Origin of the sequence: Miniphocaeibacter massiliensis, from assembly GCF_900232905.1 — a bacterium.
Classification (GTDB): Bacteria; Bacillota; Clostridia; order Tissierellales; family Peptoniphilaceae; genus Miniphocaeibacter; species Miniphocaeibacter massiliensis.
The window spans coordinates 348413-371907 of record NZ_OCTQ01000002.1 but is presented as its reverse complement, the minus strand read 5'-3'; the positions used below and the strand labels follow the sequence as shown (position 1 = coordinate 371907).

Annotated in this window: 26 protein-coding genes; 22 read left to right on the top strand and 4 right to left on the bottom strand. The window is 29.5% G+C overall.

Annotated features, from left to right (window positions below; genetic code table 11):
- Positions 1–112: 112 nt before the first annotated feature.
- From CS899_RS05905 to CS899_RS05895, 3 genes are read right to left on the bottom strand one after another with little or no spacing between them, the layout of a single operon-like run.
- Positions 113–547, bottom strand: coding sequence for a 2-thiouracil desulfurase family protein (locus CS899_RS05905; protein ID WP_100065242.1), 435 nt, complete (start codon positions 545–547; stop codon positions 113–115).
- Positions 531–1202, bottom strand: coding sequence for a nucleoside triphosphate pyrophosphatase (locus CS899_RS05900; RefSeq protein ID WP_100065241.1), 672 nt, complete (start codon positions 1200–1202; stop codon positions 531–533). The genes CS899_RS05905 and CS899_RS05900 overlap by 17 nt, the downstream gene beginning before the upstream one ends.
- Entirely contained in the window at positions 1195–1479 is a 285-nt protein-coding gene (locus CS899_RS05895; RefSeq protein ID WP_100065240.1) for a chorismate mutase, read from the bottom strand. Before CS899_RS05895 ends, CS899_RS05900 begins: the two co-directional genes overlap by 8 nt.
- Before the next feature lie 149 nt (positions 1480–1628).
- Here CS899_RS05895 and CS899_RS05890 point away from each other — a divergent pair, with 149 nt between their 5' ends.
- The 4 genes from CS899_RS05890 (at position 1629) to fba (ending at position 6175) form a co-directional block, all read left to right on the top strand.
- Positions 1629–2372: a DeoR/GlpR family DNA-binding transcription regulator gene (locus tag CS899_RS05890; RefSeq protein WP_100065317.1), complete on the top strand. Its 744-nt coding sequence runs from the start codon at positions 1629–1631 to the stop codon at positions 2370–2372.
- Positions 2365–3285 carry a 1-phosphofructokinase gene (pfkB, locus tag CS899_RS05885; RefSeq protein ID WP_340637865.1) on the top strand — a complete coding sequence of 307 codons (921 nt, stop codon included), beginning with the start codon at positions 2365–2367 and terminating at the stop codon, positions 3283–3285. The genes CS899_RS05890 and pfkB overlap by 8 nt, the downstream gene beginning before the upstream one ends.
- Positions 3286–3295: 10 nt before the next feature.
- Positions 3296–5200 (top strand): PTS fructose transporter subunit IIABC, encoded by a 1905-nt coding sequence (locus CS899_RS05880; RefSeq protein WP_100065238.1) that lies wholly within the window; start codon positions 3296–3298, stop codon positions 5198–5200.
- 111 nt (positions 5201–5311) lie between these two features.
- Positions 5312–6175: a class II fructose-1,6-bisphosphate aldolase gene (fba, locus tag CS899_RS05875; RefSeq protein ID WP_100065237.1), complete on the top strand. Its 864-nt coding sequence runs from the start codon at positions 5312–5314 to the stop codon at positions 6173–6175.
- 31 nt (positions 6176–6206) lie between these two features.
- Here fba and CS899_RS05870 read toward each other — a convergent pair whose 3' ends face one another.
- On the bottom strand, positions 6207–7154 hold the full coding sequence (locus tag CS899_RS05870; RefSeq protein WP_100065236.1) for a TraB/GumN family protein: 948 nt from the start codon (positions 7152–7154) through the stop codon (positions 6207–6209).
- A gap of 319 nt (positions 7155–7473) precedes the next feature.
- On the opposite strand from CS899_RS05870, the gene CS899_RS05865 reads away from it, so the two are divergent.
- The 18 genes from CS899_RS05865 (at position 7474) to fabZ (ending at position 23447) form a co-directional block, all read left to right on the top strand.
- The gene (locus tag CS899_RS05865; protein ID WP_100065235.1) at positions 7474–8457 is read left to right on the top strand and encodes a LacI family DNA-binding transcriptional regulator; all 984 of its coding nucleotides are present in this window, start codon (positions 7474–7476) and stop codon (positions 8455–8457) included.
- Between the two features lies 1 nt (position 8458).
- Positions 8459–9340: a ribokinase gene (rbsK, locus tag CS899_RS05860; RefSeq protein ID WP_100065234.1), complete on the top strand. Its 882-nt coding sequence runs from the start codon at positions 8459–8461 to the stop codon at positions 9338–9340.
- A gap of 9 nt (positions 9341–9349) precedes the next feature.
- Complete coding sequence (gene rbsD / locus CS899_RS05855; protein WP_100065233.1) at positions 9350–9748, top strand: D-ribose pyranase; 399 nt, start codon at positions 9350–9352, stop codon at positions 9746–9748.
- Positions 9749–9756: 8 nt separating this feature from the next.
- Entirely contained in the window at positions 9757–11241 is a 1485-nt protein-coding gene (locus tag CS899_RS05850; protein ID WP_100065232.1) for a sugar ABC transporter ATP-binding protein, read from the top strand.
- Positions 11241–12179, top strand: coding sequence for an ABC transporter permease (locus CS899_RS05845; protein ID WP_100065231.1), 939 nt, complete (start codon positions 11241–11243; stop codon positions 12177–12179). Before CS899_RS05850 ends, CS899_RS05845 begins: the two co-directional genes overlap by 1 nt.
- Before the next feature lie 19 nt (positions 12180–12198).
- Entirely contained in the window at positions 12199–13128 is a 930-nt protein-coding gene (locus CS899_RS05840; RefSeq protein ID WP_100065230.1) for a D-ribose ABC transporter substrate-binding protein, read from the top strand.
- 199 nt (positions 13129–13327) lie between these two features.
- Positions 13328–13555, top strand: a complete 228-nt coding sequence (gene acpP / locus CS899_RS05835; RefSeq protein WP_100065229.1) for an acyl carrier protein — start codon at positions 13328–13330, stop codon at positions 13553–13555.
- A gap of 8 nt (positions 13556–13563) precedes the next feature.
- Positions 13564–14016 (top strand): acetyl-CoA carboxylase biotin carboxyl carrier protein, encoded by a 453-nt coding sequence (accB, locus tag CS899_RS05830; protein ID WP_100065228.1) that lies wholly within the window; start codon positions 13564–13566, stop codon positions 14014–14016.
- Positions 14016–15401, top strand: coding sequence for an acetyl-CoA carboxylase biotin carboxylase subunit (accC, locus tag CS899_RS05825; RefSeq protein WP_100065227.1), 1386 nt, complete (start codon positions 14016–14018; stop codon positions 15399–15401). Before accB ends, accC begins: the two co-directional genes overlap by 1 nt.
- Entirely contained in the window at positions 15391–16266 is an 876-nt protein-coding gene (gene accD, locus CS899_RS05820) for an acetyl-CoA carboxylase, carboxyltransferase subunit beta (RefSeq protein ID WP_100065226.1), read from the top strand. The genes accC and accD overlap by 11 nt, the downstream gene beginning before the upstream one ends.
- 1 nt (position 16267) lies before the next feature.
- The gene (locus CS899_RS05815) at positions 16268–17200 is read left to right on the top strand and encodes an acetyl-CoA carboxylase carboxyltransferase subunit alpha (RefSeq protein WP_100065225.1); all 933 of its coding nucleotides are present in this window, start codon (positions 16268–16270) and stop codon (positions 17198–17200) included.
- A gap of 1 nt (position 17201) precedes the next feature.
- Entirely contained in the window at positions 17202–18125 is a 924-nt protein-coding gene (locus tag CS899_RS05810) for a beta-ketoacyl-ACP synthase 3 (protein ID WP_100065224.1), read from the top strand.
- Between the two features lie 9 nt (positions 18126–18134).
- Positions 18135–19067 (top strand): nitronate monooxygenase, encoded by a 933-nt coding sequence (locus CS899_RS05805; RefSeq protein WP_100065223.1) that lies wholly within the window; start codon positions 18135–18137, stop codon positions 19065–19067.
- Positions 19058–20119 carry an NAD(P)H-dependent flavin oxidoreductase gene (locus CS899_RS05800; protein WP_100065222.1) on the top strand — a complete coding sequence of 354 codons (1062 nt, stop codon included), beginning with the start codon at positions 19058–19060 and terminating at the stop codon, positions 20117–20119. Before CS899_RS05805 ends, CS899_RS05800 begins: the two co-directional genes overlap by 10 nt.
- The gene (gene fabD / locus CS899_RS05795) at positions 20116–21048 is read left to right on the top strand and encodes an ACP S-malonyltransferase (protein ID WP_100065221.1); all 933 of its coding nucleotides are present in this window, start codon (positions 20116–20118) and stop codon (positions 21046–21048) included. The genes CS899_RS05800 and fabD overlap by 4 nt, the downstream gene beginning before the upstream one ends.
- Positions 21038–21778 (top strand): 3-oxoacyl-[acyl-carrier-protein] reductase, encoded by a 741-nt coding sequence (fabG, locus tag CS899_RS05790; RefSeq protein ID WP_100065220.1) that lies wholly within the window; start codon positions 21038–21040, stop codon positions 21776–21778. The genes fabD and fabG overlap by 11 nt, the downstream gene beginning before the upstream one ends.
- A complete protein-coding gene (fabF, locus tag CS899_RS05785) occupies positions 21778–23019 on the top strand; it encodes a beta-ketoacyl-ACP synthase II (RefSeq protein WP_100065219.1) in 1242 nt (413 codons plus the stop codon). Before fabG ends, fabF begins: the two co-directional genes overlap by 1 nt.
- The gene (fabZ, locus tag CS899_RS05780; protein WP_100065218.1) at positions 23016–23447 is read left to right on the top strand and encodes a 3-hydroxyacyl-ACP dehydratase FabZ; all 432 of its coding nucleotides are present in this window, start codon (positions 23016–23018) and stop codon (positions 23445–23447) included. Before fabF ends, fabZ begins: the two co-directional genes overlap by 4 nt.
- The last annotated feature ends 48 nt before the right edge of the window (positions 23448–23495 follow it).

The window sequence follows — 23495 nt, the reverse complement described above, 5'->3', positions numbered from 1 at the left end:
GTGTAATTTATGAGTTGATATCTATTATCATTATAAGCATAATGATAATACTTGTCAATTGCCTGTAAAAACTTAGTTAAAATATTATATAAAATATAAAAATATAATCATACTATTTAATTAACAAGTCAGTATAGTTTAATTCACTAAAAATTTTAATTCCGTTATTAGATAAAAGTTTAGCTGTAATACCATTACCTTCAATTAAAGTTTTAGAAAAAGTACCATCATATATCAATCCATAACCACAAGAAGGACTTTTTGATTTTAAAATAGCATGCTCAATATTATATAGTTTACATATTTTTAAAGTTTCATTAGCACCTTTTAAAAGCATATTAGTCATGTCTTCTCCAATGTTATTAATTACTTTTCCATTTAACAACTCACATGGTTTTCTAGGAGTTGAAAGTCCACCAGCTTGTTCTGGACAAAAAGGAATAACATAATTATTTTTTATTAATTTGTGTAATTCGTTTTGTTTTTGAGTATTTCCATCATAACGACAATTGCATCCTAATAGACAGGAACTAATTAAAATTTTCATATAATCTTCTCCTAACTTCTAAAATTGGAAAACCTACAATATTAAAATAATCTCCAAAGATACCTTCAACTAAATATGAACCAACTTGCTGAATTCCATAAGAACCAGCTTTATCCATAGGTTCGCCACTAGCAACATATTTTTTTATGTAATTAGTAGCTAAGATATTTTTTTCAACAAACTTAACACCTGTTACAGTATAAAATAAGTCATAGTTATTTTCAGAAATATAAATACAAGTGGCAGTAGTAACGTAATGGAATTTTCCTAAGAGCGATGTTAATGTTTCAAAAGCATTATTATAATTAACGGGCTTACCTAGTATTTTATTATTTGTAACAACAATTGTATCAGCTGAAATTATTAAAGAATCTTTATTATGAGTATATATATTTTTTGCTTTTTCAAGAGCAATATCTGAACATGACAAAAAAGCATTTTTACTAAAATCTAAATTTTTATACTTGTTAAAAGAATTTTGCATAACTAATTGTTCATTAACTATAGGCTTTATAATTTTGAAATCTTCAGTAATATCATTTAGAAGCCTTATTCTTCTAGGAGAAGAACTCCCTAAAATAATAGGGTAGTTTTTCTTTAGTTTTAAAGAATTGCAAACATCATGAACACCGACAATGCTTAAATCGTTAATCATTTGATAGTTCCTTTAATATTTGATTTTGCATATTTTTACTAATTCTCATTATTTCTATAAATAAGTCGTCTAAGTATTCAGAGTATTTTTCATTTTTCAAAAGTTTTCTATTTTTTTCTAAAATATATTCTTCTCTATTATTATCTAAAATATCAATATTGTTTTTTATTTTATACTCAATAACATTCTTGACTAAGTCCATTCTTTTTTCAAATAGTTTAATCAGTTCTTTGTCTAAAGTGTCAATATCTATTCTTATATTATCTAATCTAGTCATTATAATCACCCTTAAATAGTTTTATTAAATTATATCATAATTAAATTTACTAATGATGGCAAAGTAGTAAGTAGTTTTTTAAACTGGATGATTGAAAATGATTGAAAATGATTGAAAATGGTGATATACTTAAAAAAGAGGTAGATATTATGTTATATGAAAAAAGAAAAAAACTAATATTAGAAATATTAGAAGAAAAAAATTCAGTTACAACAATAGAATTAGTTGAAAAATTAAAAGTTAGTGAAGCGACTATACGTAGAGATTTATCAAACTTAGAAAAAGAAGGAAATATTTATAGAGTCCATGGGGGTGCTGTACTAAAAGATATAGAGCTAGAAGAAGAAAATATAGAAGAAAAATCTGTTTTAAATATTCATGAAAAACGGAAAATTGCCAAAAAAGCTGCAAGTTTAGTAAAAGATAAGGAATTTATATATTTAGATGCAGGAACTACAACGTATGAGATGATTCCTTTCTTAAAGGATAAGGATATAACAGTTGTGACAAACGGTTTAACTCACATAGAAGAATTATTAAAGTATAAAATAGAAAGTTACCTAATAGGTGGTCGTGTTAAATCTACAACTAGAGCTTTAGTGGGTTCTATAGCACTAAATAACTTGAAAGTAGTTAATTTTTCAAGGGCTTTTATAGGAGTAAACGGTATAGACATAAAATTTGGATATACTACGCCAGATATAGAGGAAGCTGTATTGAAAAGTAAAGCTATAGAGAATTCAATAAAGGCATATATACTAGCAGATTATTCTAAATTTGGGAAAGTATATTTTTCAAAAATAGCAGAGTTAGAAAAAGCGACAATAATAACTGAGAATATTAAAGAAATTAATGAAAATATATTAAAAAGAACGAAAATAATAGGTGATTAATTTGATTTTTACAATGACATTAAATCCTTCAATAGACTATGTTTTAAGATTAAATAATTTAGTAATAGGGGAAACAAATAGATCTTTCTATGAAGCTAAAATTCCAGGAGGAAAGGGAATTATGGTATCAAAGTTGCTTAATTCACTAAATATTAAATCAATAAACATAGGATTTATAGGAGGATTTACAGGAGAATTTATTGAGGAATCTTTAGAAAAAATAGGTATAAAAACAAAATTTACAAGAATTAAAGATGATACAAGAATTAATGTTAAATTAAAAGATAAACTAGAAACTGAAATTAATGCAAGAGGACCTGAAATAAAAGAAGATGAAATTAAAGAGCTATTTAAAATTTTAAATGAAATAGAAAAAGAAGATGTAGTAGTTTTATCTGGTAGTATTCCTCATTCTTTAAATGAATGCTTTTATGAAGATATTATTAAAGAGCTACAGAAAAAAAATATAAACTTTGTAATAGATACTACAGGAGAAAAATTATTAAAAGTATTAAAATATAATCCAGTTTTAATCAAACCTAATAAGGAAGAATTAGAAGAGTTGTTTGGAATAAAAATTAATAGTTTAACAGAAATAGAACCATATGCTAAGAAACTCATAGAAATGGGGGCTAAAAATGTAATTGTGTCACTTGGAAAAGAAGGGGCAATGTATTTTAACAAAGATTTTTCTTTGTATGCACCAGTAGTTCAAGGCAAATTAATTAATAGTGTTGGTGCAGGAGATTCTATGATTGGTGGTTTTCTATACGGTATAGAAAATAAGCTTTCAAAAAAAGAATGTTTTAAATGGGCAGTATCATCTGGAACAGCAACAGCTTTTTCAGAAGATATAGGAAGTAAAGAGTTTATAGAAGAAATATATAAAAAGGTAGTAATTAATAATTTATAAGGAGTTATTTATGGAAATAAAAGATTTATTGAAAAAAGATTTGATGATTATGAATTTGAAATCATCAACTAAAGAAGAAGTTATCGATGAAATGATTGAAAAGTTTTATCAAGAAAATATTATAACAGATAAAGCTACTTTTAAGTCAGAAATAATGAACAGAGAATCTCAATCATCAACAGGTTTAGGTGAAGGAGTTGCAATGCCACATGCTAAGACTTCGGTAGTAAAAACGCCAGCTGTTTTGTTTGCAAAATCTGAAAAAGGATTAGATTATGATTCATTAGATGGAGAACCAACGAGTTTATTATTTATGATAGCAGTACCAGAGGGGGCAAATGAAACTCACATTGAAACTTTAGCGAAACTTTCTAAGTTGCTTTTACATGAAGGATTTATAGAAAAATTGAAAGAAGCTAAAACTCCTGAAGATGTTTACAATGCAATAGAGTTAGAGAAAAAAGAAGAATATAATAAAGAAAAAATTGAAGATAATAGTAAAGACAAACCATTTATATTAGCAGTAACGGCATGTCCAACAGGAGTTGCACACACATATATGGCTCAAGAAGCTTTGGAAGAAAAAGCAAAAAATATGGGAGTAAATATAAAGGTAGAAACTAACGGTTCAGATGGAGTTAAGAATAAACTAACTAGAGAAGATATAGACAAAGCATTAGGTGTAATAGTTTCAGTAGATAAAAAAGTTGAAATGGATAGATTTAGCGGTAAAAAAATTATAGAAACACCTGTATCAGAAGCTATTAAAAACCCAGAAAAATTAATAAATAGAGTATTAGAAGGTAACTTATCTATATACAAAGGAAATGGATCAAATATAGAGAAAGAAGACAACATTGAAAAACAAAGTATAGGTAGTAAGATATATAAAGATGTAATGAATGGTGTATCACATATGCTTCCATTTGTAGTAGGTGGAGGTATATTAATAGCTTTTTCATTTTTATTTGAAAGACTTTATGGTAGTGACTCAGAAATATTTATATTCTTAAAAGAGGCGGTTGGAGGAACAGCATTTAGTTTCTTACTTCCTATATTAGCAGGATATATTGCTTATAGTATTGCAGATAGACCAGCGTTAATGCCAGGTATGGTTGCAGGTTATATGGCAGGTAATGGTTTTAATATTATTGGTGGAGTAAAAGACCAAGCAGGAGCAGGTTTCTTAGGAGCTTTAGTTGGTGGTTTTATAGCAGGTTATGTAATACTATTACTTAAAAAATTAACTAAAAAAATGCCAGAATCATTAAATGGACTTAAGCCTATGTTAATATATCCAGTGTTTGGGTTATTGCTAACAGGACTTATAATGTATGTGGCAGTAAATCCAGTATTTATAAGTGTGAATAATACAGTAAATAGTTTCTTAGAAGGATTGGGAACAACAAATAAAATTCTTCTAGGAATAGTACTAGGTGGAATGATGGCAGTAGATATGGGAGGACCTGTAAATAAGGCATCATATGTATTTTCAACAGGTGTATTAGCTACAACTCAAGATGGAACATTTATGGCTGCCACCATGGCAGGAGGAATGGTTCCACCAATAGCAATTGCATTAGCAACAACAATATTTAGAAATAAATTCACAGATAAACAAAGACAATCTGGAATTACAAACTATCTATTAGGAATTTCATTTATAACAGAAGGAGCAATACCATTTGCAGCAGCTGACCCAATTAGAGTACTAGGATCTTCAATATTAGGTGCAGCCGTAGCAGGGGGGTTAACGCAAGTTCTTAAACTTTCTATGCCTGCACCACATGGTGGTATATTTGCAGCAACAGCTATGGGGCTTAAAGAAGGAGGATTATTTATTCTATGTGTTTTAATAGGTTCATTAGTAGCTGGATTGTTATATGGAATTACTAAGAAAAAAGTGGGACAATAAAATGCCTTCTGTAACATTATCGTATTAATAGATAATATGATACAATTAAATTGTTAGAAATTGCAAACAAAAATTATATTAAAGAAAATAGTTTTAGGGGGTAATTATTATATGTTAGTTACAGCAAAGGATATGTTAAATAAAGCATTAGATGAAAATTATGCAGTAGGCCAGTTTAATATCAACAACTTAGAGTGGACAAAAGCAGTTTTGGAAACAGCACAAGAATTAAATTCTCCAGTAATATTAGGAGTATCAGAAGGTGCTGCAAAATATATGACAGGTTTTAAGACAGTAGCAGATATGGTTAAAGCTATGATAGATAGCATGGAAATTACAGTACCAGTAGCACTACACTTAGATCATGGCTCATATGAAGGAGCACAAAAAGCTATAGAAGCAGGTTTTTCATCTGTAATGTTTGATGGTTCACATTATAAAATAGAAGAAAATATAGAAAAAACTAAAGAAATAGTTAATATAGCTCACTCAAAAGGAATTTCAGTAGAAGCTGAAGTTGGAGCAATTGGTGGAGAAGAAGATGGAGTAGTTGGAAACGGAGAAATAGCAGATCCAGCAGAATGTAAAAAAATAGCAGATTTGGGAATTGACTTTTTAGCGGCTGGTATTGGAAATATTCATGGAGTTTATCCAGAAAATTGGAAAGGTCTAGACTTTGATGCACTTGCAACCATACAAAAAGAAGTAGGAAAGTTGCCATTAGTATTACATGGGGGAACAGGAATACCAAATGATATGATTAAAGAAGCTATAAGTTTAGGAGTTTCAAAAATAAATGTAAATACAGAGTGCCAATTAGAGTTTGCAAAAGAAACTAGAAAATATATAGAAGCAGGTAAAGACAAAGAAGGTAAAGGATTTGACCCTAGAAAATTGCTTGCACCAGGAACAGAAGGAATTAAGAAAGTTGTAAAAGAAAAAATGGAACTTTTTGGTTCAGTAAATAAAGCATAATAAAAAAGACCAGTTTTACTGGTCTTTTTTATTATTTAAATTCTATTAAATTAGTTTCATAACCTTTTTCTTCTAGTAATTTTAAAACACCATTATCTCCTGGTAAATGACCAGCACCAACAGCTATAAAAGAATTGTTTTCGCTTTCCAAATATTTTGGTAATTGTTCAATCCAATTTTTATTACGGTTAGTAAGTAGAGCATCATAATATTCTTGGCTAACATCCAAAGATTTTGGAGTCTCATACTTTCCAAGGATATTGCCATCAATATAATTTTGGAGTAAAGAATTAAAATCTTCAATGGCCTTTTCTTTAGTAGGAATATTATTAACCCATTCTTTAATATCGGAGGGGTCATCAGCTAGTTTAGATAAAGTATCAAACTGAAACTGAATAGTTTCTAGACCGATATTTTCTACTTTATTAGCACTTGTAAGTTGCATATCTACTCCGAAAAGAGCGGCAGTAGGGTCTGTTGTTTTAGCAGTAAGAGTTTGGGAAACACCAAATCTATTAAAGGTTTTAACCATTTCTTCTCCTACACCATAGTCTTTTAGAACTTCAAGATATTTTTTCTTAGTATCTTCATCCATTTCATCGGTTAAAGGTTTATCACCCTTCATAGCATTTAACATTATTTCTTGAGATTCAGGACTACTCATTTCAGCCATTTTAACTTCAGTTACAAAGTACTTACTATTGTTAAGAGCATCTAACATTTCTTGTGGAAAAGGGTACATTTCCTCTTTACCCATATGAATAGTTCCAATAATATGTCCTTTAACTGCACCATCTTTTTTTATTTCATAGTATGGCCATTTAACATTTAATTGTTCTTTTTCAGCATTTGTAGATTCAGTAGTAACGGTGGTATCTTTTGCAGTTGTTTCTTTTTTGTTGTCTTTGCTACACCCAACTATTGCAAGTAAAGATATTAACATAGCAATAATTAGTAACGATATTTTTTTCTTCTTCATTTATTCCTCCTAGAAATTATTAGAGCTATATTTTAACGAGTAACTCTGTTAACTATTATAAGTTATATAGATATAAAAGAAAAGTTGCATATTAATATAATTAAAAAATTTTATAAACAGAGAGAAATTATTTTATTTTAAATGTAGTAACTTAGAAAAAGTGTAGAAATATTAAGAGATAGATAAAAAAAACAAAATAGCATAAAATACTGAATTATTTGGTAACTAGATATAAATAGTAACAAATCATTTTGCTTGTTGACAAAAGATAAATGACAATATAAACTAAAGTTAAGAAACGGGTTTCAAGAGGTGAAATATGATAAGCATAAGAGAAGTAGCAAAATTAGCAGGAGTATCACCATCTACAGTTTCTAGAGTAATGAATGGTACAGCAAACGTTGACAAGGAAAAGAAAGAAAGAGTCTTGAGAGTTATTGAAGAAACTGGTTTTTCGCCAAATCAAGTAGCAAGGTCTCTTTTTAAAAAATCTTCAAAAATGATAGGAGTTATATTACCTAATATAACTAATCCATTTTTTACAGAAATTACAAGATATATAGAAGATGAAGCTTATAGATTAGATTATAAGATAATAATTTGTTATTCAGATAATAATTATAAAAAAGAGAAAGAAAATTTACGCATGTTAATTAGTATGAATACAGATGGAATAATCTTACTTGCAAATGATGGACATATAAAAGAAGGATTGGGAAGTTATCATATACCAATAGTAGAGTTGGATAGAAACTTAAATTCAGATAAAAGTTTAGCTCATATATCTGCAAATCATTATCAAGGGGCCGTTTTAGCCACGGAACATCTTATAAATTGTGGCTGTAAAAACATGGTAAATATGAAGGGACCAATAAATTTTTCTAGTGCTAGATATAGATTAGAAGGATATATGGATACCTGTAAAAAATATAATATAGAAATTCAAACAGTTGATTGTGATTATGACTATAAAACTGGTATAAAATCTACAGAAGAATTATTAAATAAATATCCAAATGTAGAGGGAATAATTGCATCTAATGATATTGTAGCAATATCTGCATATAAAGTATTAAAGAGTATGAATAAAAGTGTTCCAGAGGATATTATGATTGTAGGATTTGATGATATAGAAATGTCAAAAATCTTCACACCAGAAATTACAACAATACATCAGCCAATAGAGGAAATAGGAAGAAAAGCTGTTAGAAATATAGCTAATTATAAAAAGGGAGAAATTGTACAAGATAATTATATATTAGATGTAGATTTAATAGAGAGAGAGACAACAATTAGGAGGTAGTATGAGAATTTCAGTAGTTGGAAGTGCTAATATGGATATGAATATACTTTCTGAAAGAATACCTTTAAAGGGAGAGACTGTTAAAGGTACAGATATAGAGTACAGATTTGGAGGTAAAGGAGCTAATCAGGCCGTTGCCATGGCTAAGTTAGGTGCTGAAGTAGTTTTCTATGGTTGTGTAGGTGACGACGAAAATGGACTCAAAACAATAGAAAATTTAAAGAAAGAAAGAATAGATATAAATAATTTAAAGATAATATCAAATGTTCCTACAGGAATTGCGATAATTACAGTAGGGGAAAACGATAATACTATAGTTGTTGTACCTGGTGCAAATGACTATGTTACTAAAGAATATGTTGATTCTGTGAAGAAGGATTTACTAGAAAGTGATTTAATTGTTTTACAAAATGAAATTCCATTTGAAACTATAGAATATTTAATAAATATATGTTATGAGAATGGTGTAAAAGTATTATTAAATCCGGCACCAGCACTAAAAGTTAAAGAGAATTTATTGGAGAAAATTACTTATTTGACACCTAATGAACACGAAACAAAATTAATTTTTGGAGAGAATATAGATATTGAAGAAATTTTAAAAGTATATCCTAATAAATTAATTATTACTTTGGGAGAAGAAGGAGTAGCTTTTGCTAAAGATAAAGATACTATTATACATATATCTGGAAGAAAAACAAAAGTAGTAGATACTACAGGTGCAGGAGATACTTTGAATGGAGCATTTGCATTTAAGGTAATTGAAAATGGAAATATTGAAGAAGCATTAAAATTTGCAAATGTTGCAGCTAGTATATCTACAGAGAAGTTGGGTGCTCAAACAGGAATGCCTACACTAAAAAAAGTATTGGAAAATCTTTAAGGAGAAAAAATGAAAAAAAAAGGAATTTTAAATAGTGAAATATCTAAAGTTCTTTCAGATATGGGACATACAGATATGTTAACTATAGCAGATTGTGGCTTGCCAGTTCCAAATGAAGTTAGAAAGATAGATTTAGCTCTAAGATTTGGAACACCTAGCTTTGTAGAAACTTTAACAGAAGTTTTAAAGGATATAAAGGTAGAAAAGATAATTTTAGCTGAAGAAATAAAAGAAAACAATGAATATGTTTTAAAAGAGATAAATAATTTATTAGATGATAAGGTTGAAGTAGAATTTATTTCTCATAATGATTTTAAAGAATTGACTAAAAAATCAAAAGCTATAATTAGAACAGGTGAAAATACACCATATTCTAATATAATTTTAGTTTCAGATTGTATTTTTTAGGAGGAAAAATGAATATTTTAATGAAGGGAATTAACAAATCTTTTGGAGATAACAAAGTTTTAAAAAATGCTGGATTTGAGCTAAAAAATGGCGAAATTCATGCGTTAATGGGAGAAAATGGCGCTGGAAAATCCACTATGATGAAAATTCTTACAGGAGTATATACAAAAGACTCTGGAGAGATATACATAGATGGTAAAGAAAAAAAATACAATAATCCTCAAGAAGCAGAAAATGATGGTATAGTTTTTATTTATCAGGAGTTGAATTCAATTTTTGATTTAACAGTGGTAGATAATTTATTTATAGGTAAAGAGATAAAAAAAGCTTTCGGCATTTTAGATAAAAAGGCTATGGAAGAGAAAGCTACAGAAGTTTTAAATAGCTTAGGAGTAGATATAGATCCAAGAACAATAATGGGAGACTTATCAGTAGGACAACAACAAATAGTTGAAATATGTAAAGCGTTAATGGTAAATGCAAAAGTAATAATTATGGATGAGCCTACAGCAGCACTTACTCAGACAGAAATAGAAATTTTGTTTAAAATAATAGAAAATTTAAGATCGGATGGTGTTTCTATTGTTTATATTTCTCATAGAATGGAAGAAATTTTTGAAATTTGCGATAGAATAACAGTTCTTAGAGATGGGGAATATATAGGTGTAAGAAAAATATCTGATACAAATATGGAAGACATAGTAAAGATGATGATAGGTAGGGAACTGGGAGATAGGTTTCCTAAAAGAAATCATAATATAGGAAGTACTGTGTTAGAAGTTAGAGAATTAGCTAAAGATGAATTTATTAAAGGTATCAATTTTGAGTTAAAAAAAGGTGAGGTTTTAGGGGTATCTGGCTTAATGGGAGCTGGAAGAACTGAAATAATGGAGTTAATATTTGGGAAAAGAAAAAAAAGTTCAGGAAGTATATTAGTAGAAAATAATGAAGTAAAAATTTATAATCCAAGTGACGCTATAAAAAATGGAATAGCTTTTGTTACAGAAGATAGAAAGACAGAAGGTTTATTGCTTGATAAAACAATTGAGGAAAATATAACTCTTCCTAATTTAGATGTAGTTTCTAAAAGTGGAGTATTAAATAAAAGTAAAATAGTTGATTTATCAGAAAAATCTATAAAGGATTTTAGAATTAGAAGTACAGGAATAAACCATAAAGTTGAAGAACTTAGTGGTGGAAATCAGCAAAAGGTAGTTTTAGGAAAATGGATTGCAACAAATCCAAAAATATTAATATTGGATGAACCTACAAGAGGTGTAGATATAGGTGCCAAACAAGATATTTACAATATAATTAATAAACTAGCAGAAGAAGGAGTAGGAATTGTAATGGTTTCTTCTGAGCTACCAGAAATATTAGGTATGAGTGATAGGGTTATGGTAGTAAGAGAAGGTGAAGTTAAAGGTATATTAAATATAAATGAAGCTAATCAAGAAAAAATAATGACCTTAGCAACTGGAGGAGAAATTTAATGGAAATAAAAAAGAAAAAGAAACATATTTTACAAGACTATGGTGCTTTAATGGCATTGATATTAATTGTTGGAGTATTAAGTTATAAAAGTGCAGAGTTTAGGGATGTTAATAATATAATGTCATTAATAAGACAATCTACAGTTAACGGTTTAATTGCTTTTGGAATGACTTGCGTAATATTAACAGGTGGAATTGACTTATCTGTAGGTTCGGTACTTAGTTTGAGTACGGTTATATGTGCAGGTCTTATAACAAAGGGAGTACCAGTTGTAGGAGCATTTGCTATTGCATTAGCTTTGGGGTTGGTATTGGGTCTAATAAGTGGTTTTTTAGTAACAAAAGGAAAATTACAACCATTTATTGCAACATTAATAACTATGACAGTTTATAGAGGTTGTACATATATATATACAGATGGAAAGCCGATTTCAAATTTAGGTGATAATTTTTTATTTAAATTTCTAGGGAGAGGGGTTGTTTTTGGAATTCCTTTTCCAGTAATTTTATTTATAATAATTTTTATAGCATTTTTGTTTATGCTAACAAAAACTACTTTTGGAAGAAAGATTTATGCTACAGGAAGTAATGAAAGTGGTTCTAAGTTAGCCGGTGTTAAAACAGATAGAGTAAAATTAATTGTTTATGGAATATCTGGAGTTATGTCAGCGTTAGCAGGAATGATTCTATTGTCAAGATTAGGATCTGCACAAGCTACTTTAGGAACTGGATATGAACTTGATGCAATAGCAGCTGTTGCAGTAGGTGGAACTAGTATGAGTGGTGGTCGAGGTAGAATCACAGGTACACTTACAGGTATTTTAATTATAGCTGTATTAAATAATGGTCTTAATATTCTAGGAGTATCTTCATATTATCAAGATGTAATAAAAGGTATGGTAATACTTGTAGCGGTACTTTTAGATAGAAGAAAATAAATATTTTAGGGGGAATAAAATGAAAAAAGCAAAAAGAGTAATCTTATCATTACTAGTAGCTATGAGTATGTTACTTACAGTAGCGTGTTCAGTAGAAGGAGAGAAAAAATCAGATTCGGGAAATAAAGGAAAAACAGAAGGAAAAGGAACAATAGGTTTGTCAGTGTCAACATTAAATAATCCGTTTTTTGTTACTTTAGTGGATGGTGCAAAAGCAGCTGCTAAGGAAGAAGGAAAAGAGTTAATAGTTGTAGATGCGGGAGATGATTCAGCAAAACAGGCTAATGATATTGAGGATTTGGTTTCTAAAAAAATTGATATTTTAATTGTTAATCCTACAGATTCAGATGCTGTTACTCCAGCGGTACAAACTGCTAAAGATGCAGGGATAAAAATTATAGCAGTAGATAGAGCAGTAAATGGTGTAGATGTAGATGCTACGATAGCTTCAGATAATGCTGAAGGAGCTAAAATGGCAACAGAATACTTATTAGAAAAAATAGGTGATAAAGCTAAAGTAGCTGAATTAGAAGGTGTACCAGGAGCATCAGCTACAATAGATAGAGGTAAAGGGTTCCATGAAATTGCAGATAAAAGTTTAGAAGTCGTTACAAAGCAAACAGCTAACTTTAATAGAGCAGAAGGACTTACAGTAATGGAAAACATATTACAATCTAATCCAGATATTAAAGGAGTATTTTCTCATAATGATGAAATGGCTTTAGGTGCAATAGAAGCTATAAAGGCATTAGGTAAAGATATAAAAGTAGTAGGATTTGATGCAACAGATGATGCTAAAAAAGCAGTAGAAGATGGAACATTATTAGCTACAGTTGAACAACAACCAGATTTAATGGGGAAACAAGCAGTAGAAAATGCTATAAAATTATTAAATGGTGAAAGCATAGAAAAAACTATACCTGTTGAAGTTAAGTTAATAAAAAAATAAACAAATAGGAAAGTCTTGTTTAGGAACAAGACTTTTTTTATTTGTTACAATTACTAAATATTTAAAAGAGGGAAATCTATTTCAATACTTAAAAATATTTATATATATTGACAAATCTAGTATTAAACATTAAAATGAGCATATAAATTTTTATATAAAAATATTTATATAAATTTAAATTATTAAAGGAGAAAATAAGATGACATTTGATAAAGTAAAAGAAATAATAATAGAAAATTTAGGTGTAGATGGAGATGCTGTTAAACCAGAGGCTAAACTAATAGAAGATTTAGAGGCAGATTCACTAGATGCTGTTGAACTTTCAATGGCGTTAGAAGATGAGTTTGATTTACAAATAAGTGATGACGAGTTTGCGAACCTTTCAACAGTTCAAGATATTGTAAATTATATTGATTCAAACAAATAGGAAAAATTATGGATTTTAATAATATTAAAGATATTATTTCTATTTTCGACAGTTCTAGTATAGACAAATTAAAATTAGAAAATGGAGATTTTAAAATATCTCTAGAAAGAAACAATACTGTATATATTGAGTCTTCTGAAAAACCAGTAGTAAGTAAAACAGAAACTGTTATAGAAGCTCCTACAGTAAAAGAGCCAATTAAAGAAAATATAGAAGATAGTAACTATACATTTGTATCTCCATTAGTGGGGACATTCTATGCTGCTCCTTCACCAGAATCACAGCCTTATGTAAAAGTTGGAGATGAAGTAAAAGTGGATGACGTTATTTGCATAGTTGAAGCTATGAAGATGATTAATGAAATAAAATCTCCAGTTAATGGTAAAATAGTTGAAATTTTAGTTAATAATGAAGATTTAGTTGAATTTGAACAACCAATCTTTAAAATAGAGGTTATTTAATGTTTAAAAGGATTTTAATTGCAAATAGAGGAGAAATTGCGGTAAGAATTATTAGAGCTTGTCATGAAATGGGAATAGAAACAGTGGCTATTTATTCAACTGCAGATAAAGATCAGTTACATGTCAAGTTAGCAGATTATGCAGTTTGTGTAGGTAAACCTAGATCTTCAGATAGTTATTTGAATGTTAACAATATAATTTCTACAGCTATTTCTTTAGATTGTGATGCAATTCATCCTGGGTATGGATTTTTATCAGAAAATGCTGACTTTGCAAAGTTAGTTGAAGCATATAATATGAAATTTATTGGTCCTAGTGGTGATGTTATTTCATTAATGGGCGACAAGGCTAAAGCTAGAGAATTAATGATGGAAAATAATGTTCCAACTGTTCCAGGTTCAGAAGGAGTTATTGAAAGTGCAGAAGAAGCAATAAAAATATGTGACGAAATTGGTTTTCCTGTTTTAATAAAAGCTGCCGCTGGTGGTGGTGGTAGAGGAATGAGAAGAGTTTTTTCTATTGAAGATTTAGAAAAAGAATTTACAAATGCCAAAACTGAAGCAATTAATTGTTTTGGAAATGGAGATATGTATATAGAAAAACTTGTAATAGATCCTAAGCATATAGAATTTCAAATCATTGCTGACTCATTTGGAAATGTAATACATTTAGGTGAAAGGGATTGTTCTATACAAAGAAGAAATCAAAAGATGATAGAGGAAGCTCCGTCTGTTTTTTTAGATGATGAAACTAGAAATAAAATGGGAGAAGTTGCAGTTAGAGCAGCAAAAGTATGTAATTATGAAAATGCAGGAACGATAGAATTTGTTGTAGATGAAAATAAAAATTTTTATTTTATAGAAATGAACACCAGAATTCAAGTTGAGCATCCTGTTACAGAAATGGTTACGGGTTTTGATTTAATAAAGGAACAATTAAGAGTAGCAGCAGGACTTCACCTTTCTAAAAAACAAGAAGATATAAAAATAGAAGGATATGCAATAGAGTGTAGAGTAAATGCAGAAAATCCTTTTGAAGACTTTAGACCATATGCTGGGAAAGTAGATTTCTTCTATTCACCAGGAGGTATGGATACAAGGTTTGATAGCTTTTTATACAATGATTGTTCTGTAAGTCCTTTTTATGATTCCATGATTGGGAAAATTATAGTGAAAGGTGAAACTAGACTTGAAGCTATAAGAAAAATGCGTAGAGCTATAGAGGAAACTTTTATAGATGGAATAAAAACAAATTTAGGTTTCCAATATACAATTTTGCATGATAAAGATTTTATTAAAGGTAATTTTAATACTAGTTACTTGGGAAGTAAGATGGATTCTTTATTGGAACAAATGAAACTAGTTGAGGAAAAAGATGAAAGATAATTTTAATAAAAGAAGAAATTTACTAAGTTTTATAAAAAGAAAAAGAGAAAAAAATGTATTAGAAGAACATAAAAAAGATGATTATATTGATGATCATCTTTTTTATAAATGCCCTAATTGCAAAAATTCTATAATAAAAGAAAATTTAAATGAAAGTAACTGGATATGTTCTAGTTGTGGTTTTTACTTACCATTAAATAGTAAAAAAAGATTAGATTTAGTTATGGATACTGGATACATAGAAATTCAGGATAAAGTTGAATACAAAAATCCTTTGAATTTTCCAGAGTATGAAAAAAAGCTTGAAGGTAATGCAAAAAAAAGTAATCAAAATGAAGCGATAAGAGTTGCTTTAGGAAAAATAGAAGGAAGTTCTTGCATAGTAGTTGTTCTAGATAGCAGTTTTTTAATGGGAAGTATGGGAACTTATGTTGGAGAGCAAGTTACAAAAGCTTTTGAAAAAGGAATTGATAAAAAGCTTCCTGTAATAATATTTTCTGCAAGTGGTGGAGCAAGAATGCAAGAAGGTATTTTGTCATTAATGCAAATGGCGAAGACATCAAATGCAGTTAGAGAACATAGTGAAAAAGGTCTATTATATATATCTTGTTTAACTAATCCTACTACAGGAGGGGTTACAGCAAGTTTTGCAAGTCTAGGAGATATTATTATAGCTGAGCCAAAAGCATTAATAGGTTTTGCAGGTCCGAGAGTTATTAAACAAACTATAAAACAAGATTTACCAGAAGGATTTCAAAGTTCTGAATTTTTAATGGAACATGGATTTATAGATACTATTGTAGAAAGAGATAAACTTAGGGAAGTTTTGAGTAAGATACTAAAAATTCACGGAATTGAGGATTAATATGATTAAAGAAATAGAAAAACAAATTAATGAATTAAATTCTCAAATGAATGAATTTATTAAAATAGATGATGAAAAATTAAAAGAAAAATTAAGTGAAGAAATTGTAATAAGAAGAAAAGATATTTTAAAAGAAGCTAGTAAAGACTTATCAGCTTATGACAGAGTTCATTTAGCAAGACATAAAAATAGACCAAAGTCTAAAGATTATATACAGTACTTATTTAACAATGTTATTGAATTTAAAGGGGATAGACTATTTAAAGATGATAAAAGTATTATTGGAGGTATAGCAACTTATCATGGCGTACCTATTACTTTTATCGGAACAAATAAAGGTAAAGATACTAAAGAAAATATAGAAATGAACTTTGGTATGGCTAGTCCTGAAGGTTATAGAAAAGCTATTAGATTGATGGAACAAGCAGATAAATTTAATAGACCAATAATAACTTTTATAGATACTCCAGGAGCATATCCAGGAATTGGTGCTGAAGAAAGAGGTCAAGGAGAAGCTATAGCTAGAGCAATTATGACAATGACATCTTTAAAGGTTCCAGTAATTTCTGTTATTACAGGAGAAGGTGGAAGTGGTGGAGCTTTAGCGCTTGGAGTAGGAAATAAAGTAATAATGATGGAAAATGCAATTTATTCTATTCTTTCACCGGAAGGATTTTCTTCAATATTATGGAAAGATAGTTCAAGAGCAGAAGAAGCAACAGAATATATGAAATTAACATCTCATGACCTATTGGAGATGAACATAGTAGATAGAGTTGTAAAAGAAGATATATGTTTTTGTGAAGAAGACTTTAAAGATAATTTCAATAGACTAGATTTAATTTTAAAAGATGAATTATCTAATTTATTAAAACATACTAAAAATGAACTTCAATCGGAAAGAGTAAAAAAATTTAGAGCTTACGGAGCATAAAATGGGATTAAAAATATTGAAAACATCTTCTTATTTACCAAGGAATGTAGTTACAAATAATGATTTTGAAAAGTATTTAGATACTTCAGATGAATGGATAAGCTCTAGAACTGGGATAAAGGAAAGAAGATTTGCAGTAGATGAAGATACTTCAGATTTAGTCTATAAATCAGTAGATAAATTAAATATAGAAGATAAAAGTAAAATAGATTTAATTTTGGTAGCAACATTTACATCAGATAAAGCTATGCCTACTATTTCTTCATCTATTCAAAAAAGGTTAGGACTTATGGAAGATATATTTGCTATAGATTTTAATATGGCATGTACTGGTTTTGTAGCAGGGTTAAAACTTTGCGAAAAGTATTTAGATACTGGAAGGCAAGCTATTTTAATAGGAGCTGACTTAATTTCAAAAACTTTAGACAAGAATGACAGGGGTACTGTAGTGTTATTTGGAGATGGAGCAGGGGCTACATTAATTGAAAAAAACAATAAACAACAGTATTTTGAAATAGGAACAAGAAGTAATGACGAATGTTTAAAGTTAAACGGAAGAAATATAAAAAATGAGAGCAGTTTTATATCTATGAATGGTAAAGAAGTATTTAGATTTGCAACAGAAGTTTTACCGGTTACTATAGAAAAATTACTTAAAGAAAAGAACATTACTATTGATGATATAGATTATGTTGTTTGTCATCAAGCTAATTATAGAATTCTAAATTATGTGGCAAAAAAAACTAAGATTCAGGTAGAAAAATTTTATATGAATTTGGATAAGTATGGAAATACTTCAGCTGCTAGTATACCTATAGTATTAGATGAGATGAATAGTAAGGGATTACTAAAACAAGGTCAAAGAATAATAACTATAGGATTTGGTGCTGGACTTAGTTGGGTTGGAACTATTTTAGAATGGTAAGGAGAATTAATGAATTTACAAAATATATTTGGAACTAAATATCCAATTATTCAAGGTGGAATGGCAAATATTGCAACAGGAGAATTTGCCGCAGCAGTATCAAATGCTGGCGGACTTGGTACTATTGGAACAGGTGGAATGAAAACTGAAGAGGAAGTTAGAAAAAATATAGAAGCTTGTAAAAATTTAACAGACAAACCATTTGCTGTAAATATAATGTTATTAAATCCAAATGCAGATGAAGTTGCAGAGCTTGTTATCGAATATAAAGTACCAATAGTAACTACAGGAGCAGGAAATCCAGCTAAGTATATTGACAAGTGGAAAGAAAATGGAATAAAGATTTTTCCAGTAGTTCCAACATCTTCACTTGCTATTAGAATGGAAAGACTTGGAGTAGACGGAGTAATAGCAGAAGGAACAGAAGCAGGTGGACATATTGGAGATATTTCAACAATGGCACTTGTTCCTCAAGTTTGCGATGCTGTAAATATTCCTGTAATTGCAGCAGGAGGAATAGCAGATGGTAGACAAATGTTGGCTGTAAAAGCTCTTGGAGCAGAAGGAGTTCAAATAGGGACATCGCTTTTAGTAGCTGAAGAATGTCCTATACATCAAAATTTCAAAGAAAAAGTAGCTAAGGCTAAAAGCACAAATATTGTAGTAACAGGTAGAATAGGTGGAATACCTGTAAGGTTAATAAAAAATAAAATGTCTAATGAATATATAAAGAAAGAAAAAGAGGGCTGGGAAAAAGAACAGTTAGAGATATTCACATTAGGTGGACTAAAAAAAGCTGTTATTGATGGTGATGTAGAAAATGGTTCACTAATGGCAGGCCAAGTAGTAGGACAAGTGAATGAAATTAGACCAGTAAAAGAAATTTTGGATGGTTTATATAATGGATATTTAAAGGAATTGGAGAAAATTAAATGTCTTTAAAAATAGGAAATAAGATACTTGAAATTCCAGTTATTCAAGGAGGAATGGGAGTTGGGGTATCTTTAGGAAGACTCGCGGGTTCTGTTGCTAGAGAAGGAGCTATGGGTACAATATCCATGGTGAATATTGGTTACAGAGAAGAAGATTTTTATAAAAATAAAATGGAAGCAAATATAAGAGCTTTTAATAAAGAGTTAAAAAAAGCTAGAGAAATATCAAAAGGTAAGGGGATAATAGCGACAAATATAATGGCTGCATTAACAGATTATAAAGATTTAGTAAAAGAAGCTGTTAAGGCAAAAGTAGATGCAGTAGTTGTTGGAGCTGGTCTTCCATTAAATTTACCAGAATTAGTAGAAACAAGAGATGTTTTAATAGCTCCAGTAATTTCAAGTGCTAGAGCATTGTCTGTTATAGTGAAAAATTGGACTAGAAAATACGATAGGGTACCAGATTTTGTCGTTTTAGAAGGAAAATATGCTGGAGGACATTTAGGTTTTTCTAAAGAAGATATATTTGACGAAAAAATAAATATAGAAAATTTAACAAGAGAAGTAGTTGATTATTTAAAAGGTTTAAAAGAGAAAATAGGATATAAAATTCCACTGTTTGTTGGTGGTTCATTTTATGATGGCAATGATTTAAATCTAGTTAGAGAATGGGGATCAGATGGAATTCAAATAGGAACAAGGTTTATTGCTACAGAAGAGGCAGATGTAAGTGAAGAATTTAAAAAAGTGATAGTAAGGTCTAAAAAAGAAGATATTACACTTTTGCATAGTCCAGTAGGAATGCCAGCAAGAGCAATAAGAACACCTCTTATAGAAAAAATCAAAAAAGGTAGAATTCCATCTAAAAGATGTATAAATTGTTTAAAACCTTGTGATCCAAAAACTACAGAATTTTGTATATCTGATGCATTGATAAGTTCTGCTAAAGGTGATGTGGAAAATGGTTTATTTTTCTCAGGAAGTTTGGCATATAAGATTAATGAAATTACTACTGTTGAAAAAATATTTAAAGAAATTAAATCACAGTGGAGGAATAAATGAAATTAGGATTTTTATATGGCGGACAGGGAAGCCAACAAGAAAAAATGGGATATGATTTATATGAAAAATTTAATGAAGTAAAAGATTTTTATGACAGTATAAATTTGGGCTTTGATGTAAAAGATTATTCCTTTAATAAAGATTTAAAAATCATTTCAGAAACAAAATACACTCAGCCTATAATGGTAGCTTTTCAAATTGCAGTAACCAAAATTTTAAAAGACAATGATATAGTACCAGAATATGTAGCAGGACTTAGTATAGGAGAGTATTCTGCACTTGTAGCAGCAAATGTTTTAGAACCTTTAGATGCTATTGAAATAGCTGAAAAAAGAGGGATTTCTATGGAACAAGCAGGTGAAGGAATAGATACAGGAATGGTTGCTATTATGGGATTAGATACTGAAATAATAGATAAGGTAGTAAAAGAGACTAGTGATGAAAAAGATAAAGTTGAAATAGCCAATCTTAATTGTCCTGGTCAAGTGGTGATTTCAGGAGAAGTAAAAAAAGTAGAAGAAGCTGTTGGGAAATTAAAAGAAGTAGGAGCAAGAAGAGCAATACCCTTAAATGTTTCTGGACCATTTCATACATCTTATATGGAGCCTGTATCTAAAGAATTACACAAGCTTTTTAAGAATTATGAATTTAAAGAAGAAGAAATACCAGTAGTTTATAATTTGCTTGGAAATGTAAAAACTGATGAGGATATTAAAGAAATAATGGAAAAACAGGTAAAATCATCTGTGAAGTTTCAAGAGTCTATTGAATATATGATTTCACAAGGAGTAGATACTTTTATAGAAATAGGTTTTGGAGATGTAATTAAAGGTTTTTTAAAAAAGATAGATAGAAAATTAAAAGTACATTCAGCAAATAGTATTGAGACCATTAACGCTTTAAAAGAGGAGTTAAATAATGGAAAGTAGAAAAGTTGCTCTTATAACAGGAGCTGGAAGAGGAATAGGAAGAACAATAGCTATAGAATTGTCAAAAAATAGATATGATGTAGCAATTAATTATAGGTCAAATGAAGAAGAGGCATTAGAAGTAAAAGCTATATGTGAAAAGAATGGTGCAAATGCTGAAATAATAAAGGCAGATGTTTCTAAGTTTGAAGAATGTGAAAAATTATTTAAAGAAGTCAAAGAAAAATTTTCAAAAATAGATTTATTAGTCAATAACGCGGGAATTACAAAAGATAATCTTATTATTAGAATGACTCCAGAAGATTTTCAAGATGTAATAGATGCAAATTTAAATTCTGTATTTTATTGTATGAAACTAGCTTCTAGGTTAATGATGAAGCAAAGAAGTGGTAAAATAATAAGTATTTCAAGTGTAGTTGGTCTTCATGGAAACCCAGGACAAACCAACTATTCTGCAAGTAAAGCGGGAATAATTGGAATGACAAAAACTTTGGCAAAAGAACTGGCTTCAAGAAATATTACAGTAAATGCAATAGCTCCAGGTTTTATAGAAACTAGTATGACACAAAAATTATCAGAGGATATTGTTAATACAATGTTATCAAATATTCCACTTGGTAAATTTGGTAAACCAGAGGATATAGCAGATACTGTTGTATTTTTAAGTTCAGAAAAAGCAAATTATATTACTGGACAAGTCATATCTGTAGATGGAGGTATGAGTATATAATGAGAAGAGTAGTAGTTACTGGGATGGGAGCGGTGTCTCCTATAGGAAATACGCTAAAAGATATCTATAAAAACTTACAAGAAGGATATTGCGCTGTTGATGAAATAACTAAATATGATACGTCTGATATGAGAATGAAATTTGCTTGCGAAGTAAAAGATTTTAATCCAGAAGAATTTTTAGATAAAAAATCTATAAAAAGAATGGATTTAGTAAATCAGTTTGGAATAGTAGCAGCACATAAAGCTTTAAAAGATAGTGGAATAGAACTAGATAAATTAGAAAATTTAGATAGATGTGGAGTAATAGTATCATCTGGAATAGGTGGACTTATAACTATTCAAAAAGAAACTATCAAAGGAAACAAAAGAGGATATGATAGAATATCTCCTTTCTTTATTACTGGTGGAATAACTAATATGACAGCTGCATTAATAGCTATAGAATTAGGGTTTCATGGATATTGCACTTGCCCTGTTACAGCGTGTGCTGGTGGAACAAATGCAATAGGTGATGCTTTTAGAAGTATAAGAGATGGGTATCAAGATATGATTTTTACTGGTGGATCAGAAGCTAGTATAACAGAAGTTGGTATTGGTGGTTTTACATCGATGAAGGCATTATCAGAAGGAGAAACTAAAGATAGGGCTTCTATACCATTTGATAAAGAACGTTCAGGTTTTGTAATGGGAGAAGGAGCGGGTATATTAGTTTTAGAAGAATTAGAACATGCTAAAAAACGTGGAGCAAAAATTTATGGAGAAATAGTTGGGTATGGTGCAACTTGCGATGCTAATCATATAACAGCACCCGATAGTGAAGGAAGATTTGCAGGTAAAGCAATGAAAAATGCAATAGATGATGCAAATATAAATCCGGAAAATATAAATTATATAAATGCACATGGTACATCTACACCATTAAATGACCAATATGAAACATTGGCAGTTAAAAATGTATTTGGAAATCATGCATATAATTTAAAAATATCTTCTACCAAATCTATGACAGGACATTTACTTGGTGCTTCTGGGGCAGTAGAGGCTATTATATCTATACTATCCTTAAAGAATGGTTATATACCACCAACAGTAAATTATAAAGTTCAGGATGAAAATTGTGATTTAAATATAGTTCCAAATAATGGAGTTTATGAAAATATAGAGTATGCTATGAGTAATTCATTAGGATTTGGTGGTCATAATGCTTCAATAGTCATTAGAAAGTGGGATAAACAATGAAATATAACTCAAATGAAATAGAACAAATAATACCACATCGTTATCCATTTCTTTTGGTGGATAGAATAGTAGATGGAGAAGAAGGACAGTGGGCAAAAGGAATTAAATGTGTTACTTCAAATGAGCCATTTTTCCAAGGCCACTTTCCAGAATATAAAGTAATGCCAGGTGTACTAATAATAGAAGCGTTGGCACAAGTAGGAGCAGTAGCACTTCTTTCATTAGAGGAATTCAAAGGTAAAATTGCTTTATTTGGTGGAATAAAAAATGCTAAATTTAAAAAACAGATAACACCAGGAGATGTATTAGAGTTAGAATGTAGACTTACAAAGAGAAGAGGAAATGTAGGTTTTGGAGAGGCTATTGCAAAAGTAGATGGAGAAACTGCGGTAGTTGCAGATTTGACCTTTTTTATTTCAGATAAATAATTGATAAAAGTTTAATTATTTGATAAACTAACTTTAGTTTATAAGTAG

What these genes read in the sequence shown, in the direction of transcription:
- acpP (WP_100065229.1), top strand. Translation starts at nt 13,328, where the DNA reads ATGACATTTGATAAAGTAAAAGAAATAATAATAGAAAATTTAGGTGTA.
- fabD (WP_100065221.1), top strand. Translation starts at nt 20,116, where the DNA reads ATGAAATTAGGATTTTTATATGGCGGACAGGGAAGCCAACAAGAAAAA.
- CS899_RS05895 (WP_100065240.1), bottom strand. Translation starts at nt 1,479, where the DNA reads ATGACTAGATTAGATAATATAAGAATAGATATTGACACTTTAGACAAA.
- fba (WP_100065237.1), top strand. Translation starts at nt 5,312, where the DNA reads ATGTTAGTTACAGCAAAGGATATGTTAAATAAAGCATTAGATGAAAAT.
- CS899_RS05905 (WP_100065242.1), bottom strand. Translation starts at nt 547, where the DNA reads ATGAAAATTTTAATTAGTTCCTGTCTATTAGGATGCAATTGTCGTTAT.
- accB (WP_100065228.1), top strand. Translation starts at nt 13,564, where the DNA reads ATGGATTTTAATAATATTAAAGATATTATTTCTATTTTCGACAGTTCT.
- CS899_RS05900 (WP_100065241.1), bottom strand. Translation starts at nt 1,202, where the DNA reads ATGATTAACGATTTAAGCATTGTCGGTGTTCATGATGTTTGCAATTCT.
- CS899_RS05890 (WP_100065317.1), top strand. Translation starts at nt 1,629, where the DNA reads ATGTTATATGAAAAAAGAAAAAAACTAATATTAGAAATATTAGAAGAA.
- CS899_RS05845 (WP_100065231.1), top strand. Translation starts at nt 11,241, where the DNA reads ATGGAAATAAAAAAGAAAAAGAAACATATTTTACAAGACTATGGTGCT.
- CS899_RS05810 (WP_100065224.1), top strand. Translation starts at nt 17,202, where the DNA reads ATGGGATTAAAAATATTGAAAACATCTTCTTATTTACCAAGGAATGTA.
- accD (WP_100065226.1), top strand. Translation starts at nt 15,391, where the DNA reads ATGAAAGATAATTTTAATAAAAGAAGAAATTTACTAAGTTTTATAAAA.
- CS899_RS05880 (WP_100065238.1), top strand. Translation starts at nt 3,296, where the DNA reads ATGGAAATAAAAGATTTATTGAAAAAAGATTTGATGATTATGAATTTG.
- fabZ (WP_100065218.1), top strand. Translation starts at nt 23,016, where the DNA reads ATGAAATATAACTCAAATGAAATAGAACAAATAATACCACATCGTTAT.
- CS899_RS05870 (WP_100065236.1), bottom strand. Translation starts at nt 7,154, where the DNA reads ATGAAGAAGAAAAAAATATCGTTACTAATTATTGCTATGTTAATATCT.
- CS899_RS05865 (WP_100065235.1), top strand. Translation starts at nt 7,474, where the DNA reads ATGATAAGCATAAGAGAAGTAGCAAAATTAGCAGGAGTATCACCATCT.
- CS899_RS05805 (WP_100065223.1), top strand. Translation starts at nt 18,135, where the DNA reads ATGAATTTACAAAATATATTTGGAACTAAATATCCAATTATTCAAGGT.
- CS899_RS05800 (WP_100065222.1), top strand. Translation starts at nt 19,058, where the DNA reads ATGTCTTTAAAAATAGGAAATAAGATACTTGAAATTCCAGTTATTCAA.
- rbsK (WP_100065234.1), top strand. Translation starts at nt 8,459, where the DNA reads ATGAGAATTTCAGTAGTTGGAAGTGCTAATATGGATATGAATATACTT.
- fabG (WP_100065220.1), top strand. Translation starts at nt 21,038, where the DNA reads ATGGAAAGTAGAAAAGTTGCTCTTATAACAGGAGCTGGAAGAGGAATA.
- accC (WP_100065227.1), top strand. Translation starts at nt 14,016, where the DNA reads ATGTTTAAAAGGATTTTAATTGCAAATAGAGGAGAAATTGCGGTAAGA.
- fabF (WP_100065219.1), top strand. Translation starts at nt 21,778, where the DNA reads ATGAGAAGAGTAGTAGTTACTGGGATGGGAGCGGTGTCTCCTATAGGA.
- rbsD (WP_100065233.1), top strand. Translation starts at nt 9,350, where the DNA reads ATGAAAAAAAAAGGAATTTTAAATAGTGAAATATCTAAAGTTCTTTCA.
- CS899_RS05840 (WP_100065230.1), top strand. Translation starts at nt 12,199, where the DNA reads ATGAAAAAAGCAAAAAGAGTAATCTTATCATTACTAGTAGCTATGAGT.
- CS899_RS05850 (WP_100065232.1), top strand. Translation starts at nt 9,757, where the DNA reads ATGAATATTTTAATGAAGGGAATTAACAAATCTTTTGGAGATAACAAA.
- CS899_RS05815 (WP_100065225.1), top strand. Translation starts at nt 16,268, where the DNA reads ATGATTAAAGAAATAGAAAAACAAATTAATGAATTAAATTCTCAAATG.